Origin of the sequence: Metabacillus schmidteae (genome assembly GCF_903166545.1) — a bacterium.
GTDB lineage: Bacteria > Bacillota > Bacilli > Bacillales > Bacillaceae > Metabacillus > Metabacillus schmidteae.
In genome coordinates, this window is sequence record NZ_CAESCH010000001.1 from 2,345,072 (window position 1) to 2,361,603 (window position 16,532).

14 protein-coding genes are annotated in these 16,532 nt (G+C 36.5%); all 14 read left to right on the plus strand.

Annotated features, from left to right (window positions below; translation table 11 throughout):
- Positions 1 to 175 precede the first annotated feature (175 nt).
- The 14 genes from HWV59_RS11225 (at position 176) to rsgA (ending at position 16,531) form a co-directional block, all read left to right on the plus strand.
- On the plus strand, positions 176 to 2,866 hold the full coding sequence (locus HWV59_RS11225; RefSeq protein WP_102229647.1) for a calcium-translocating P-type ATPase, SERCA-type: 2,691 nt from the start codon (positions 176 to 178) through the stop codon (positions 2,864 to 2,866).
- A 123-nt stretch (positions 2,867 to 2,989) separates the two neighbouring features.
- Positions 2,990 to 3,865: a YicC/YloC family endoribonuclease gene (locus HWV59_RS11230; RefSeq protein WP_102229648.1), complete on the plus strand. Its 876-nt coding sequence runs from the start codon at positions 2,990 to 2,992 to the stop codon at positions 3,863 to 3,865.
- A gap of 74 nt (positions 3,866 to 3,939) precedes the next feature.
- Positions 3,940 to 4,203, plus strand: a complete 264-nt coding sequence (gene remA / locus HWV59_RS11235) for an extracellular matrix/biofilm regulator RemA (RefSeq protein WP_026559405.1) — start codon at positions 3,940 to 3,942, stop codon at positions 4,201 to 4,203.
- Between the two features lie 15 nt (positions 4,204 to 4,218).
- Entirely contained in the window at positions 4,219 to 4,833 is a 615-nt protein-coding gene (gmk, locus tag HWV59_RS11240) for a guanylate kinase (protein WP_102229927.1), read from the plus strand.
- A 1-nt stretch (position 4,834) separates the two neighbouring features.
- Complete coding sequence (rpoZ, locus tag HWV59_RS11245) at positions 4,835 to 5,035, plus strand: DNA-directed RNA polymerase subunit omega (RefSeq protein WP_102229649.1); 201 nt, start codon at positions 4,835 to 4,837, stop codon at positions 5,033 to 5,035.
- Between the two features lie 99 nt (positions 5,036 to 5,134).
- Positions 5,135 to 6,349, plus strand: coding sequence for a bifunctional phosphopantothenoylcysteine decarboxylase/phosphopantothenate--cysteine ligase CoaBC (coaBC, locus tag HWV59_RS11250; RefSeq protein WP_102229650.1), 1,215 nt, complete (start codon positions 5,135 to 5,137; stop codon positions 6,347 to 6,349).
- On the plus strand, positions 6,346 to 8,763 hold the full coding sequence (gene priA, locus HWV59_RS11255) for a primosomal protein N' (protein WP_175638851.1): 2,418 nt from the start codon (positions 6,346 to 6,348) through the stop codon (positions 8,761 to 8,763). The genes coaBC and priA overlap by 4 nt, the downstream gene beginning before the upstream one ends.
- Before the next feature lie 167 nt (positions 8,764 to 8,930).
- Positions 8,931 to 9,413: a peptide deformylase gene (gene def / locus HWV59_RS11260; RefSeq protein WP_102229652.1), complete on the plus strand. Its 483-nt coding sequence runs from the start codon at positions 8,931 to 8,933 to the stop codon at positions 9,411 to 9,413.
- 5 nt (positions 9,414 to 9,418) lie between these two features.
- Positions 9,419 to 10,378 (plus strand): methionyl-tRNA formyltransferase, encoded by a 960-nt coding sequence (gene fmt / locus HWV59_RS11265; protein ID WP_102229928.1) that lies wholly within the window; start codon positions 9,419 to 9,421, stop codon positions 10,376 to 10,378.
- A complete protein-coding gene (gene rsmB / locus HWV59_RS11270; RefSeq protein WP_235991823.1) occupies positions 10,353 to 11,699 on the plus strand; it encodes a 16S rRNA (cytosine(967)-C(5))-methyltransferase RsmB in 1,347 nt (448 codons plus the stop codon). Before fmt ends, rsmB begins: the two co-directional genes overlap by 26 nt.
- Before the next feature lies 1 nt (position 11,700).
- Positions 11,701 to 12,798: a 23S rRNA (adenine(2503)-C(2))-methyltransferase RlmN gene (rlmN, locus tag HWV59_RS11275; protein ID WP_102229653.1), complete on the plus strand. Its 1,098-nt coding sequence runs from the start codon at positions 11,701 to 11,703 to the stop codon at positions 12,796 to 12,798.
- Between the two features lie 5 nt (positions 12,799 to 12,803).
- Positions 12,804 to 13,559 (plus strand): Stp1/IreP family PP2C-type Ser/Thr phosphatase, encoded by a 756-nt coding sequence (locus HWV59_RS11280; RefSeq protein ID WP_102229930.1) that lies wholly within the window; start codon positions 12,804 to 12,806, stop codon positions 13,557 to 13,559.
- The gene (gene pknB, locus HWV59_RS11285; protein ID WP_175638853.1) at positions 13,553 to 15,568 is read left to right on the plus strand and encodes a Stk1 family PASTA domain-containing Ser/Thr kinase; all 2,016 of its coding nucleotides are present in this window, start codon (positions 13,553 to 13,555) and stop codon (positions 15,566 to 15,568) included. The genes HWV59_RS11280 and pknB overlap by 7 nt, the downstream gene beginning before the upstream one ends.
- Positions 15,569 to 15,646: 78 nt before the next feature.
- Complete coding sequence (rsgA, locus tag HWV59_RS11290; RefSeq protein WP_175638854.1) at positions 15,647 to 16,531, plus strand: ribosome small subunit-dependent GTPase A; 885 nt, start codon at positions 15,647 to 15,649, stop codon at positions 16,529 to 16,531.
- Position 16,532 lies beyond the last annotated feature (1 nt).

Here is a 16,532-nt window from a genome sequence, read left to right on the forward strand (position 1 = left end):
GTATATTCTCTTGCATGAAATAGCTTTAGAGTTCATAACTTTTCTACATGATTATAGCATGTTTTAGGACGAGTCTGAATAAGTTGTCTTATAGGCTTGGCAACTACAAGGTCATTCGATGAAAAGAATCCTTGAGAGTGAAAATATTCGTTTAAAAGGGGTGTGTAGGTGATTCATGAAGTGGCATGAAATGAGATCAGATGAAGTAATGAATACAATCTCTTCAGACCGTGATGTAGGATTAACGAATAAGGAGGTACAAAAAAGAACACAGAAATTTGGACTTAATGAATTGAAAGAAGCTGACCGACCTTCAGCTATTATAATATTCCTGAGTCAATTTAAAGACTTTATGGTCCTTGTACTACTAGCAGCAACATTAATTTCCGGTCTTTTAGGTGAATACATTGATGCCATTGCAATTATAGCAATCGTAATTGTGAATGGGGTACTAGGTTTTTTCCAAGAGAGGCGTGCCGAGCGTTCTTTAGAAGCGTTAAAAGAACTATCTGCTCCTCAAGTTACTGTGTTACGAGATGGTGCGTGGGAAAAAATTCTCTCAAAAGAATTAGTACCTGGTGATATTGTTAAGTTCACAAGCGGTGACCGGATTGGTGCGGATATGAGGTTAATAGACACAAAGAGTTTAGAGCTAGAAGAATCCGCCTTAACAGGGGAGTCCTTACCGGTCCAAAAATCAACACAGCCAATAGCGGGTGAAAATGTAGGTCTTGGTGATTTAACAAACATGGTCTTTATGGGAACTCTCGTCACTAGAGGTTCCGGAATTGGTGTTGTAATTGGTACAGGGATGAATACAGCAATGGGCCAAATTGCAGACCTTCTTCAAAATGCTGAAGCAATGGATACACCTCTTCAAAGACGTCTTGAGCAGTTAGGAAAAATATTAATTGTTGTCGCGTTATTTTTAACCCTGCTTGTTGTCAGCATTGGTGTGCTGCAAGGTCATGATCTTTACAGTATGTTTTTGGCTGGAGTGTCTTTAGCGGTAGCAGCTATACCAGAAGGCCTTCCTGCAATCGTAACTGTGGCTCTATCACTTGGTGTTCAGCGAATGATTAAACAAAATTCCATCGTACGGAAACTACCTGCAGTCGAAACATTAGGGTGTGCTTCTGTTATTTGTTCAGATAAAACCGGCACAATGACACAGAATAAAATGACTGTAACACATGTATGGTCAGGTGATCAGGTATGGAATGTTACCGGGACAGGATATCATCCGCATGGAGAATTTTTAAGAAATAGTGAGCAAGTTGAAGTGGAGAAGACAAAAACTTTACAGCAAATTTTAACCTTTGGCTCATTATGCAATACTGCATCGTTAATAGAGAAGGACGGGCAATATCATCTTGACGGTGATCCTACAGAAGGGGCTCTATTAGTAGCAGCGATGAAAGCAGGTTTAAGAAAAGAAACATTATTTAAAAATTTTGAAGTGATCGAAGAATTTCCATTTGACTCAGCTCGAAAAATGATGAGTGTTATTGTAAGGGATAAATCGGGAAATCAATTTGTCGTAACAAAAGGAGCGCCTGATGTTTTAGCAGGGGTTTCAAAATATATTTTATGGAATGAACGGCAGGAGAATTTTAATAGTAAATATGATACGAAAGTAAAACAAGCTATTGAATCATTAGCATCTCAAGCTTTGCGAACAATTGCTGTTGCATTTAAACCGTTAAAAGCGAATGAAAAAATAAATACAAGCTTTGAAGCGGAAAGAGACCTTGTATTTATTGGCTTACAAGGCATGATTGATCCTCCTCGTCCAGAGGTAAAACAAGCAGTGAAAGAATGTCGTGACGCAGGGATCAAAACAGTGATGATAACCGGAGACCATATCATCACTGCAAAGGCGATTGCACAGCAACTTAATATCCTCCCTCATAATGGGAAAGTGATGGAAGGAAAGGATTTGTCAGACCTTTCTATCGAAGAGCTGGAGGACATTGTTGATGATGTTTATGTGTTTGCCCGTGTTTCACCTGAACATAAGCTGAAAATTGTAAAAGCACTGCAAAACAGAGGTCATATCGTAGCTATGACAGGAGATGGTGTCAATGATGCACCAGCAATAAAGGCTGCTGATATTGGTATTTCAATGGGAATTACCGGTACAGATGTGGCAAAGGAAGCTTCTTCTTTAGTATTAGTTGATGACAACTTTGCAACAATTAAATCAGCAATAAAAGAAGGTAGAAATATTTACGAAAATATCCGTAAATTTATTCGTTATCTTCTTGCATCAAATGTTGGAGAAATTTTGGTCATGCTTTTTGCAATGTTATTAGCTCTGCCTTTACCTTTGGTACCTATTCAAATTCTCTGGGTTAATCTAGTAACAGACGGTCTGCCTGCTATGGCATTAGGTTTGGATAAGCCTGAAGGTGATTTAATGAAACGAAAACCAAGACATCCTAAAGAAGGTGTTTTTGCTAGGGGGTTAGGCTGGAAGGTTATATCTCGTGGTTTCCTAATCGGGATCGTTACATTAGCAGCGTTTATGATCGTATACTACCGTAACCCGGACGATCTTGCTTACGCTCAAACGATTGCCTTTGCTACATTGGTTATGGCACAATTAATTCACGTTTTTGATTGTCGGAGTGAAAAATCTATTTTTGAGCGTAACCCATTTGGCAATATGTACTTAATTGGCGCGGTTATTTCATCAATCTTGCTCCTGCTTGTTGTGATTTACTACCCGCCTTTACAACCGATTTTCCACACGCTTCCTATAGTAGCTCGAGATTGGTTGTTAATTCTGGGATTATCAGCAATTCCAACTTTTTTACTTGCCGGATCACTTTTAACAAGAAAAAGCACAAAGACTATGTTATAATCCTTAGGGGGGTGACCCAAAAAGTCATCCCCTTTGCTTGTTGACAATCTAACATGATATGTTAAATGTATGTAATCTATCCAACAAGTGCTTTTTGCTTTTCTAGAAAGAGAGTGATACATAATGATAAGAAGTATGACTGGCTTTGGCCGCTCAAGCGGGCAACTTGATTCCTGTCTTTTTACTGTTGAAATGAAGTCTGTTAATCATCGATTTTTAGATATTCATTTAAAAATGCCTAAACAGCTCATGAATATGGAAGATAAAATAAGAAAGCTCATATCAAAGTCTATAAGCCGAGGTCGTATTGAAATCTACATAAATGTTGAAGGTGATTTTCTAACGTCAAAAACAATTCAAGTTGATTGGAATCTTTTAGATCAATATGTCTCTTCACTTCAACAAATACAAAAACGTTTTTCTATTGAAGATAACCTTTCATTACAGCATATTATTTCTTTAGAAGGTGCTATTCATATTCAAGAAGATACCATTTCAAATAATACTTTGGAAAAAGGTATTTTAGAGTTAGTTAATACAGCTGTTAAAGAATTATTAGTAATGAGAAAAATTGAAGGGGAGCATTTAGCCTCTGACCTTAATCAAAAGTTGACCTTATTAAGCCAAATTAATCATCAGCTAGAGGAATTGGCCCCGACTGTTGTAGAAAATTACCAGGATCGAATCAGCAAACGCGTTTCGGATTTTATATCAGGAAAAATAGATGAAAATCGAATTCTAACAGAAGTAGCTCTTTTTGCTGATAAAGCGGACATAAATGAGGAAATTACAAGAATACATAGTCATATCCAGCAATTCATAGATTCCTTAACATCTAATGAACCCATTGGCCGTAAAATGGACTTTCTTGTTCAAGAGTTAAACAGGGAAGCTAATACGATTGGGTCAAAAGCAAATGATAGCCAAATTGCAAAAAATGTTGTTGAATTAAAAAGTATTATTGAAAAATTGAAAGAACAAGTTCAAAATATTGAATAAGCATCAACAACCATTGATTATAAAAGGGCTTATAAGGCAAAAATAGTTTTGTCCTAATTAGGGGGAGCATTTGAATGAGCATTAAGTTAATCAATATCGGTTTTGGGAACATCGTTTCCGCTAACCGAATTATTTCTATTGTTAGTCCTGAATCAGCTCCAATTAAGAGAATTATTCAAGACGCAAGAGATAGAGGGATGTTAATTGACGCAACATATGGCCGTCGTACAAGAGCAGTTGTGATTATGGATAGCGATCACATTATCTTGTCTGCTGTTCAGCCGGAAACAGTTGCTCAAAGGCTTTCAAATAAAGATGAGCTATCAGACGAAGGGTAGGGAATAGAAGCATTGATTAAAGAAAGAGGATTATTAATCGTCCTGTCAGGACCATCTGGTGTAGGTAAAGGAACGGTTAGAAAAGAATTATTTTCACAAGAAGATACAGCATTTGAATATTCCATCTCTATGACGACAAGAAAACCCCGTGAAGGTGAAGTTGACGGAGTTGATTATTTCTTTAAGTCAAAAGAAGAATTTGAGGCTTTAATTGAACAAAATAAATTATTGGAATGGGCAGAGTATGTAGGGAATTATTATGGAACTCCTGTTGACTATGTTGAAAAAACGCTTAGTGAAGGAAAAGACGTATTTCTTGAAATCGAAGTTCAAGGTGCTCTTCAAGTAAGAAATGCATTCCCTGAAGGATTGTTTATCTTTTTAAGTCCGCCTAGTTTAAATGAATTGAAAAACAGAATTGTTACTAGAGGTACCGAGTCTGAAGAACTGATTAATAACCGAATGAAAGTTGCGAAAGAAGAAATTATTATGATGGATGCCTACGATTATGTTGTTGAAAATGATGATGTTCATTTGGCGTGTGATCGTATAAAAGCGATTGTTATAGCAGAACATTGTCGTCGTGAGCGAGTAGCACCTAGATACAAAAAAATTCTGGAGGTAGAATAAGATGTTATACCCTTCTATTGATGTACTAATGAATAAATTAGATTCTAAATATACACTTGTAACAGTTGCAGCAAAACGTGCCCGTGAAATGCAGGAGCTTAGTGACCAGCAAATTCAGAAGCCGGTGTCATACAAGTATGTAGGGAAAGCACTGGAAGAGATTAATGCAGGCCTTCTCAATTATAAACGTGCTGAAAAATAATGAGCAGTATTAGAGGATGACTGGGACCTTGACCCTATTGTGTCATCCTCTTTCTTTTCATTTTTCAATTAGGATGATTCATGAAAGTTGGTGGGGGAAATGATAACAGGCAGGAAGATATTATTATGCGTGAGCGGTGGAATTGCTGTGTATAAAGCAGCTGCATTAACAAGTAAGCTTATACAGGCTGGTGCAGAGGTAAAAGTCATTATGAGCGATTCAGCAATGGAATTTGTCTCACCATTAACCTTTCAAGCACTGTCACGAAACGATGTCTTTTTTGACACCTTTGATGAAAAAAACTCAAAAGTTATTGCACATATTGATTTAGCTGATTGGGCAGATCTTGTGCTAGTTGCACCTGCAACAGCTAATATCATTGGAAAATTAGCTAATGGCATTGCAGATAATATGCTAACAACCACATTATTAGCTACTACAGCAAAGGTTTGGATTGCACCTGCAATGAATGTACATATGTATGACAATCCGGCTGTACAAAAAAACATTCAAACTCTTTTCGAATATGGCTACGAATTTATTGAACCAAGTGAAGGATTTTTAGCTTGCGGTTATATAGGAAAGGGACGTTTGGAAGAGCCGGAAAAAATCTTAGCATTAGTAACAAATTATTTTGAAAAACAAGAATATGGTGAACCGTTAAAAAATGTAAAAGTGCTCATTACAGCAGGACCAACTAGAGAAAAGGTAGATCCGGTTCGGTATTTTACGAATCACTCATCAGGTAAAATGGGCTATGCCATCGCAGAAGAAGCGGCCAAATTAGGAGCTGATGTTACATTAATTACCGGACCAACCTCTATTGAGTTCCCGAGCTCAGTCCATGTTATTGCTGTTGAATCAGCTGAAGATATGTATCAGGAAGTGATGAATTACTTCCCTAAGACTGATGTTATCATTAAGTCTGCAGCAGTGGCAGATTACCGTCCTGTTATGACTTATGATCAAAAAATGAAAAAAGACCATGACCATTTAGTTATTGAGATGGAAAAAACAACAGATATTCTAAAAGAACTTGGCAGACAAAAAACAGATCAAATTTTAGTGGGTTTTGCAGCTGAAACAAATGACCTGGAGCAATATGCAAAAAAGAAACTGGAAAGTAAAAACTTAGATTTAATTGTGGCAAATAATATAACGACTGAAGGAGCAGGGTTTGGAACAGACACGAATATTGTGACGATATATGATCGAAATTTAGCTAAAACTGAACTTCCGCTTATGTCAAAAACCGAAGTAGCAAGAAAACTTCTTGAAAAAGTTCATTGTCTTTTAAAGGGTGTTCATGAATGAAGTATGCTAGTGTCATTGTTGATGTACCGGCTATGCAGACTGACAGGGCATTTGACTATAAAATCCCTTTGGATTGGCAGGACTTTTTAACACCAGGTATGCGGGTTATCGTTCCTTTTGGTCCCAGAAAAGTACAAGGGTTTGTTGTTGAAACGAAGAATACTTCTGAATTTGACCGATTAAAAGCAATCTCCGAATGCTTGGATTTAACCCCATGTCTCACCCCTGAGTTATTAGAAGTTGGACACTGGTTAACTGAAAAAACCTTATGTTTTAAAATTTCAGCTTTTCAGGCAATGCTCCCTGCAGCAATGAAAGCAAAATATGAAAAAGTCGTAACTCTTACATCTGATCAAATCCTAGGGGATATTTCCGAACAACTTCAACCCTTCTTTAACAAAAAAAGTCAAGTTGCCATAAAAGAGCTTGAACAAGCTGTTCCACTCCGAACAATTCAAAAGGAAATTGAAAATGGAAATCTGGAATTGATATATAAGGTGAAGCAAAAAGGGCAAAAGAAGAAAATTAGAATGGTGAAACTGAATTCCTCACCAGAGCAATTAGCTGAGCAAATGGAAGCATTAAATGCGAATGCAAAGAAACAACTAGAGGTACTTAGGTATTTAAAAGAGAATAATATTAGTTACATTTCTGTCGTTGATTTATTAGCGGGAACAAATGCATCAGATGCATCAATTAAGGCTTTGATTTCCAAAGGTATACTTGTTGAAGAATACAAAGAAGTATATCGAGATCCTTATCAAGATCGATATTTTGAGAAAACAAAACCTTTGTCATTGAATAGTGAACAACAGCACGCAATAGCACCCATCCTATCATCGGTTGAAAATAATGAACACCATGTTTTTCTCATGTATGGGGTAACAGGTAGTGGAAAAACAGAGGTATATCTTCAATCGATCGAAGCTGTATTAAAAAATGGGAAGGAAGCAATTGTTTTAGTACCTGAAATTTCGCTAACGCCACAGATGGTCAATCGGTTTAAGGGACGATTTGGTTCAAAGGTTGCGGTTCTTCACAGCGGATTGTCAACAGGTGAAAAATATGATGAATGGAGAAAGATTCAACGAAAAGAAGTGCAATTAGTAGTTGGAGCAAGATCGGCCATATTTGCTCCATTCGAAAATTTAGGGATGATTATCATAGATGAAGAGCATGAATCTAGTTATAAACAAGAAGAAAATCCCCGTTACCATGCTAGAGATGTAGCTATTTACAGAGCTAAATTTCATCAATGTCCTGTAGTATTAGGCAGTGCTACTCCCACATTAGAAACATTTGCACGGGCTCAAAAAGATGTTTACAAGCTTTTAACATTAAAAGAACGCGTGAATAAAAGGTCAATGCCTTCGGTTGAAATCATCGACATGAGGGAAGAGCTTAGAAGTGGTAACAGGACGATGTTTTCAACTAGCTTAATTGAAAAGTTAACAGATCGATTAGAGAAAAATGAACAATCGGTTTTGTTTTTGAATAAACGCGGATACTCTTCCTTTGTTATGTGCAGGGACTGCGGGTTTGTTATTCAATGCCCTCATTGTGATATTTCATTGACCTATCATCGTTTCGGTCAACAGCTAAAATGCCATTATTGCGGTCATGAAGAATCAATGCCAAATGTTTGTCCGGAATGTCAAAGTGAACACATTCGTTTCTTTGGAACTGGAACACAACGGGTTGAAGAGGAATTATTAAAAGTATTGCCAGAGGCTAGAATTATCAGAATGGATGTTGACACGACAGGCCGAAAAGGGGCCCACGAAAAGTTATTAACAAAGTTTGGAAATAAAGAAGCTGATATTTTACTTGGAACACAGATGATTGCAAAAGGTCTGGACTTCCCGGATGTAACGTTAGTCGGTGTTTTAACTGCAGATACAATGCTGCATTTGCCTGATTTTAGAGCAGCTGAAAAAACGTTTCAACTAATGACACAAGTAAGCGGTAGAGCGGGTAGACATGAACTTCCTGGAGAAGTAATTATTCAAACCTATACACCCGAAAACTATAGTATTCAATTGGCAAGTAAATATGATTATGATTCCTTCTATGAGCATGAAATGTTTTTAAGGAAGTCACATGGATACCCACCCTATTTCTTTCTTGCCCTAGTGACAGTTTCCCATCCCGAAATAACTAAAGTGGTGTCAGTGACTGACAAAATTGTACAGTTTTTAAGAAGAAATGTTTCAAATGAAACAAAGATTCTGGGACCAGTCGCGTCTCCTATACCTCGTATCAATGATAGATATCGCTACCAATGCATGGTAAAATACAAACGGGAAAAAAACTTACATGAAATACTAAGAAAAATTATCGAACATTTTCAGCAGGAAATGAGTTCAAATGATTTGATGATTACCATTGATTTAAGTCCAAATACAATGATGTAGGTAATCTAAAATATATGCTGTTTTCGCAGGATATTGATTAAGAATATTATTTTGACTTTATAGTGGAATGGAGCGGACTAATTTTTTCCTTAGACACTGCATTATAAAACGACAAAGTATTCAAAAACAGCCAAATTATAAAAGTTAAATTGTCTGGAGGAATTTTTTTGGCAGTAAAACCCATTGTAATGTACCCGGCACAAGTTTTGGAAGTGCCGTGTGAAAAGGTCAGTGTATTTGATAAAAAGCTTTCAAAGCTTTTAGCAGACATGTATGATACTATGATTGAAAATGATGGTGTAGGATTAGCAGCTCCACAAATAGGACTATCTAAGCAAATCGCTATTGTTGATATTGATGATCATCACGGAACGATTGAGTTAATTAATCCTGTTATACTAGAGCAACGTGGGAAACAAACTGGCCCGGAAGGTTGTTTAAGCTTTCCAGGCCTATATGGTGATGTAAGCAGGTCTGATTATATAAAGGTTAGAACTTATAATCGAAAAGGAAAAATGAGAATAATAGAAGCTGAAGGTTTTCTTGCTCGGGCAATTCAGCATGAAATAGATCATTTAGAAGGTATTCTTTTTACATCAAAGGTAGAAAGATACATAACGGAAGATGAATTAGAAGGCATGGAAGGATGACAGATATGACTAAGATTGTTTTTATGGGAACACCTGATTTTTCCGTTCCAATTTTGCGAAGTCTCATTGAGGAAGGCTATAACATTGTAGGGGTTGTCACACAACCTGATCGTCCAAAAGGGAGAAAAAAGATCTTAACACCACCACCTGTTAAGGTAGAAGCTGAAAAGCACAATTTAAAAGTGTTACAACCAGAAAAAATTCGACACGAAGTTGAAGATGTTTTAGCATTAGACCCTGATCTTATTATTACAGCAGCATTTGGCCAAATACTACCTAAAGAGTTGTTGGAAGCTCCCAAACATGGATGTATAAATGTACATGCTTCTCTCTTACCCGAACTAAGAGGAGGTGCACCTATTCATTATTCTATTCTTCAAGGGAAGACTAAGACAGGTATTACAATTATGTATATGGCTGAAAAGCTTGATGCAGGTGATATTCTTACTCAAATTGAAGTTGAAATTAATGAAAGAGATACTGTTGGCACATTACATGATAAGTTAAGTGCAGCAGGAGTAAAATTATTATCAGAAACAGTGCCCCCTTTATTAGAAGGTACTATAACACCGGAGAAACAAGATGAAACTAAAGCAACCTTTGCTTCCAATATAAAAAGGGAACAAGAACACATCGATTGGTCTAAGACAGGTGAAGAAATATATAACCAAATAAGAGGTTTGAATCCTTGGCCTGTAGCATTTACAACTTATCACAACCAATTGATAAAAATCTGGTGGGGAGAAAAATTACAAAGCAATCAAGATACTCTTCCAGGGACAATTATAGGCTTTGATGAGGATGGAATTATTGTTTCAACAGGTAATCAAACTGCCATCAAAATTACAGAACTTCAACCTTCAGGTAAAAAGAAGATGACTGGAGAGGAATTCCTGCGAGGTACAACCATGAATGTGGGTGAAAGATTAGGCGATGAAAATGAAAAAACAGATGACCGTACGTGACGTTGCAGTAGAAATATTATTACAAATAGAAAAAAACCAAGCTTATAGTAACTTGTTGTTAAATTCGATGATAAAAAAACATCAGGTAAATTCAAAAGACATCTCTCTTTTAACAGAAATTGTGTATGGTACATTACAAAGAAGAGATACACTTGATTTTTATTTAGAAGCTTTTTTAAAAAAGGCAAAAAAAATAGAGCCATGGGTTAGAGTGTTGCTGAGAATTTCAGTCTATCAAATGGTGTACTTAGATCGGGTTCCGGAGCGTGCCATTTTCTTCGAAGCAGTCGAAATTGCTAAAAAAAGGGGCCACAAAGGAATATCTTCCTTTGTAAATGGAGTATTAAGAACTGTTCAGCGGGAAGGTATTCCAGATATTAACCAAATTACAGATCCTGTTGAAAAACTTTCAATTAAAACAAGTCACCCACGATGGCTTGTTCAAAAATGGATCAAACAATTTGGTTATGAAGATGCGGAAAAAATGTGTGAGTCAAATTTAATGCCACCCTCACAAACTGCTCGCGTTAATCAAATGAAAAAATCAGTTGAAGAAATTATGGATGAATTACAAAGCAAAGATATAAGCGTAGAGCATGGTGATTTAGCGGTCGATGCGATAAAAGGAAAGAAGGGAAATCTTGCATTAACCGAGGAATTTGCTGGAGGATTTCTAACAATTCAAGATGAAAGTTCAATGTTAGTCGCTCAAGCCCTTAATCCGAAAGAAAATGAGACCATATTAGATTCCTGTGCTGCACCAGGTGGGAAATCTACTCATATTGCGGAATTAATGAAAGGTACCGGTACGGTCCATTCTCTTGACCTACATGAGCATAAAGTGAAGCTCATTAATCAGCAAGCTGATCGCCTAGGTTTAAAAAATATTCAAGCAGAAACACTAGATAGCAGGTTAGCAGGAGAAAGATTTACAAAAGAAAGCTTTGATCGAATATTAGTAGATGCACCATGCTCAGGTTTTGGTGTCATACGTAGAAAACCTGATATTAAATATACAAAATCACAACAAGATGTTCTTAAGCTTGCAGAATTACAAAAGAAAATATTAACATCAGTTGCACCTTTATTAAAACCTAATGGTGTGTTAGTTTATAGTACATGTACTGTAGATGAAGAGGAAAATCGTAGTGTTGTTGAAGCATTTTTAAGTGAACATCCAAATTTTGAACGTGATGAAGCAGCAATCAAAAATTTTCCGGAAAAACTACAATCTTATGTACATGATGGTGAAGTACAATTACTCCCACATTACTTTGGAACGGACGGTTTCTATATAGCATGTTTACGAAAGAAGGGTTAAAATGGAACAGGTAAACGCATCAAGAACAAAAAAGAACAACACGGAGACGGAAAGCAAGCCCTCCATTTATTCATTAGAGCTGCATGAGCTGGAGACTTGGCTAAAGGAACAGGGTGAAAAGGCTTTTCGTGCCAATCAAATTTTTGATTGGCTCTATACAAAACGTGCCGCAAGCTTTGAAGATATGTCTAATTTATCAAAAAGTCTTCGCACACTCTTAAGCGAGCATTTCACATTAACGACATTAAAGACAATTATTCAACAAACATCTAAAGATGGCACAATTAAATTTCTTTTTGAACTTCATGATGGATATTCGATTGAAACTGTATTAATGAGACATGATTATGGCAATTCTGTATGTGTAACGACACAGGTTGGCTGTAGAATTGGTTGTACATTTTGTGCATCCACATTAGGTGGATTAAAAAGAAACCTGGAAGCAGGCGAAATTGTAGCACAAGTCGTAAAAGTACAGCAAGCACTTGATGAATTTGAGGAACGGGTTAGTCATGTTGTCATAATGGGGATCGGTGAACCGTTTGATAACTATGATGAAATGATGTCTTTCTTGAAAATCATTAACCATGATAAAGGTTTAAATATTGGAGCAAGACATATTACTGTATCAACTAGCGGAATTATTCCAAAAATCTATAAATTTGCAGATGAAAAGCTGCAAATTAATTTTGCGATTTCTTTGCATGCTCCAAATTCAGAGTTAAGATCAAAGCTCATGCCTATTAATAGAGCTTATAAGCTTCCAGACTTAATAGAAGCAGTTAAATACTATGTAAATAAAACAGGTAGACGTGTTAGTTTTGAGTATGGTTTATTCGGCGGTGAAAATGACCAAGTTGAGCATGCTGAAGAGCTTGCTAAGCTTGTAAAAGGTTTAAAATGTCATATTAACCTAATTCCTGTGAACTATGTACCTGAAAGAAACTATGTGCGTACACCAAAAGAACAAATTACATTATTTGAAGATACGCTTAAAAAGCACGGTGTAAATGTCACAACAAGAAGAGAGCAAGGACATGATATTGACGCAGCGTGTGGACAACTTCGAGCTAAGGAGCGTAAAGAGGAGACGAGGTAACCATGTTGGATCATGTTTTTTTGTCAGACAGGGGAAAAGTTAGGCAACATAATGAGGATTCTGTTGGCGTTTTTGAAAATAAAGCTGGTATTTTAGCAATTGTTGCAGATGGGATGGGAGGTCATTTGGCAGGCGATGTTGCCAGTCAAATGACAATCTCAACATTTAAGTCACTATGGGAGGACGAACCGGCTATCAACGGACCTAGTGATGCAGAAGATTGGTTACTGAAAAAGGTTGCAGAAGTAAACGAAGCTGTATATGAGCACTCGTTGTCCCATCCTGAATGCCAGGGAATGGGAACAACAATCGTTACCGCACTTGTAACAAACACATTCGCTACAATTGGTCATATTGGAGACAGTCGTTGTTATCTATTAAACAATAGTGGCTTTAACCAGATTACACAAGACCACTCTCTTGTAAATGAACTGGTGAAATCCGGACAAATATCAAAAGAAGATGCTGAGTATCACCCTCGAAAAAATGTTCTATTACGAGCACTTGGGACAGAACAAAATGTTGAGATTGATTTGAAAACCATTGAGATGGAAGATCATGATGTATTATTACTATGTTCAGATGGATTATCGAATAAAGTTTCTGATGACATTTTGGAAAAAGAACTGTCAACATCTGATGATCTTGCAAAAACAGGTCAATATTTGGTTCAATTAGCTAACGATAATGGTGGGGAAGACAATATCTCTTTAATCTTGCTCAAGAAAACGGCACATGAATTAGGTGAAGACTCGTGCTAATAGGTAAAAGAATTAGTGGCCGTTATAAAATTCTAGAAGTGATCGGTGGAGGCGGGATGGCAAATGTCTACCTTGCCCGAGATATGATTCTAGAGAGAGAAGTGGCAATGAAAGTATTGCGCTTTGATTTTTCTAACGATGATGAATTCATCAAGAGGTTTAGAAGAGAGGCCCAATCAACAACAAGTTTGGCTCATCCAAATATTGTGAGTATTTATGATGTTGGTGAGGAAGATGGAATTTATTACATCGTTATGGAATATGTTGAGGGTCAAACACTAAAACAATACATACAACAATTTGCACCTGTTCATCCAAGAAAAGCAGTGAGTATTATGGTTCAAATTGCCTCAGCAATTCAACATGCCCATGACAATCAAATTATCCACCGTGATATTAAACCACATAATATTTTGATTGATCACCATGGTATTGTTAAAGTAACTGACTTTGGGATTGCTGTAGCATTAAGTGCAACAACGATTACACAAACAAATTCTGTTTTAGGATCAGTTCATTATCTATCTCCAGAACAAGCAAGAGGCGGCTTAGCAAATAAAAAATCTGATATCTATTCTATTGGAATTGTCTTTTTTGAGTTACTTACTGGTAGATTACCATTTGATGGAGAGTCTGCAATTTCCATTGCTCTAAAACACCTGCAATCAGAAACTCCATCACCTAAAAGATGGAACCCTGATATTCCTCAAAGTATTGAAAATATTATCATAAAATCAACTGCTAAAGATCCTTTTCATCGATATAATACTGTCGAAGAATTAGAAAAAGACTTGGAAACAGCATTTGATGTTAATAGAATATCAGAGCCGAGGTTTGTAATTCCCGATGATGATGAGGCAACGAAAGCTATACCAATCATTACGAATGAAAACTTAGAAAATTATAAGGCTGATGATACAATTGTAAGAAATCCAACAATTCAGCACGAGGATAATGTTCAATCTATAGATAATGATTCTAACAAGCAAAAAAAAGGGAAGAAAGTAAAAAAGCCCAAAAAGAAAAAAAGTAAATTCGCTATTTTTATTATTACCACTTTTATTGTAATCATTATTTCAATTATTGCAGCATTCTTTATCGTTCCGGAATTTTTATTACCAAAGGATGTAGAAGTTCCAGATGTTACAGGAGAATCATATGAAGAGGCTGTTGCCATTTTGGTTGAGCAAGGTTTCGAGGTGGGAGAAGAACCTATTCTTATGACAGATGAAGAAATTGAAGAGGGACATGTTATTAAAACAGAACCTGAGGCAAATAAAAGTGTCAAAGAAGGCGATTTAGTCACCATCTATGAAAGTACTGGAAAAGAAAAGGTATTAATAGATGATTATTACGGTCGTTCGATTGAACGGGTCAAATCAATTCTTGAGTTAAAGGGTTTTAAAAACATCCATGTAACAGAAGAAACAGATGAAACAGAAGCAGCTGGCAAGATTATATCTCAAGATCCCGAAGTAGGTGAAGAAGTCGTACCTTCTGAAACAGAAATTGAATTTGTCGTAAGCACAGGACCTGCCAAAGTAAAAGTTGAAAACTTAGTTGAAAAAAATAGATCTGAGATAGATGAATATGTCTCTCAATATGGTTTTATACCCAATATATCAGAAGAAAATTCTGATACAGTTCCAGAAGGAAAGCTGATTTCTCAAGAACCTGCACCGGGTACTGAAGTTGTTCCGAAGGACACAACACTAAAATTAGTTTATTCATCAGGCCCTGAAGCTAAACCACCACAACCAAAAACAGTATCAAGAACTGTTGAAATACCATATGAACCCGAACAAGAAGGGGAAGAATTAACTGTAGAAATCAGTATTGATGATACTGAACATTCAATTTCTGATGTATACAAGACTTTTGAGATAACAAGTCCTCATGTGGAAGAATTAAAATTCACTATTAATCCAGGTGAGACAGCCCTTTATCAGATAACTGTTGATGATAAAGTATATTCATTGGAAAAAATTGAATATCCAAAAGATGAGTAACTAATTTGCAGGAGTTATTTTAGTTCCCTAGAGGAAATATTAGAGAAATTTTGATGACGATCATCAAGGAGGTTTTCCATGCCGCATGGGAAAATTGTAAAGGCTCTTAGTGGTTTTTACTATGTTAAGGATAATGAAAAATTAATTCAATGTCGTGGTAGAGGTGTATTTCGAAAGAATAAAATCACACCTCTTGTAGGCGATGAGGTCGAGTACCAAGCTGAGAATGATCTCGAAGGTTATATTTTAGAGGTTTTCGAAAGGAAAAATGAATTAGTTCGACCACCAATCTGTAATGTTGACCAAGCCATTCTAGTTTTTTCAGCTGTTGAACCTGATTTTAGTCCGACTTTGTTAGACCGTTTTCTTGTATTAATTGAAGCAAATGATATTAGTCCAATTATTGTGATAAGCAAAGTAGATCTTATTCCCTCTGATGAAGTACGAGAAAGTGTAGAGTCTTTTGCTAAGGATTATCAAAATGCAGGATATACAGTTCTTTTAACATCAACTGTAGAATCAACAGTAGAAAAAGACTTGTTACCATACCTTAACGAACATATTTCTGTATTTGCTGGACAATCAGGAGTGGGGAAATCTTCTTTATTGAACGTTTTAAGACCAGATTTGGAACTCAAAACAAATGATATCTCTTCCCATCTTGGACGTGGAAAACATACAACAAGACATGTCGAACTTATTTCAGTAGGAACTGGATTTGTAGCTGATACACCAGGGTTTAGCTCGTTAGATTTTACAGGAATTGAGGTAGAGGATCTTAGCTATTGTTTTCCGGAAATGAGGACTCGAAGTGGAGATTGTAAATTCAGAGGCTGCACACATGTAAAAGAGCCTAAATGTGCTGTAAAAGAAGCTGTAGCTGAAGGAGAAATTCCTCAGTATCGCTATGATCACTATTTAACATTTGTTGAAGAAATAAAAGATAGAAAGCCGAGGTATTAAG

Bases quoted from the DNA above. Each gene is read 5' to 3' on its own strand.
- HWV59_RS11225 (WP_102229647.1), top strand. From the start codon at position 176: ATGAAGTGGCATGAAATGAGATCAGATGAAGTAATGAATACAATCTCT.
- HWV59_RS11230 (WP_102229648.1), top strand. From the start codon at position 2,990: ATGATAAGAAGTATGACTGGCTTTGGCCGCTCAAGCGGGCAACTTGAT.
- remA (WP_026559405.1), top strand. From the start codon at position 3,940: ATGAGCATTAAGTTAATCAATATCGGTTTTGGGAACATCGTTTCCGCT.
- rpoZ (WP_102229649.1), top strand. From the start codon at position 4,835: ATGTTATACCCTTCTATTGATGTACTAATGAATAAATTAGATTCTAAA.
- coaBC (WP_102229650.1), top strand. From the start codon at position 5,135: ATGATAACAGGCAGGAAGATATTATTATGCGTGAGCGGTGGAATTGCT.
- priA (WP_175638851.1), top strand. From the start codon at position 6,346: ATGAAGTATGCTAGTGTCATTGTTGATGTACCGGCTATGCAGACTGAC.
- fmt (WP_102229928.1), top strand. From the start codon at position 9,419: ATGACTAAGATTGTTTTTATGGGAACACCTGATTTTTCCGTTCCAATT.
- rsmB (WP_235991823.1), top strand. From the start codon at position 10,353: ATGAAAAAACAGATGACCGTACGTGACGTTGCAGTAGAAATATTATTA.
- rlmN (WP_102229653.1), top strand. From the start codon at position 11,701: ATGGAACAGGTAAACGCATCAAGAACAAAAAAGAACAACACGGAGACG.
- rsgA (WP_175638854.1), top strand. From the start codon at position 15,647: ATGCCGCATGGGAAAATTGTAAAGGCTCTTAGTGGTTTTTACTATGTT.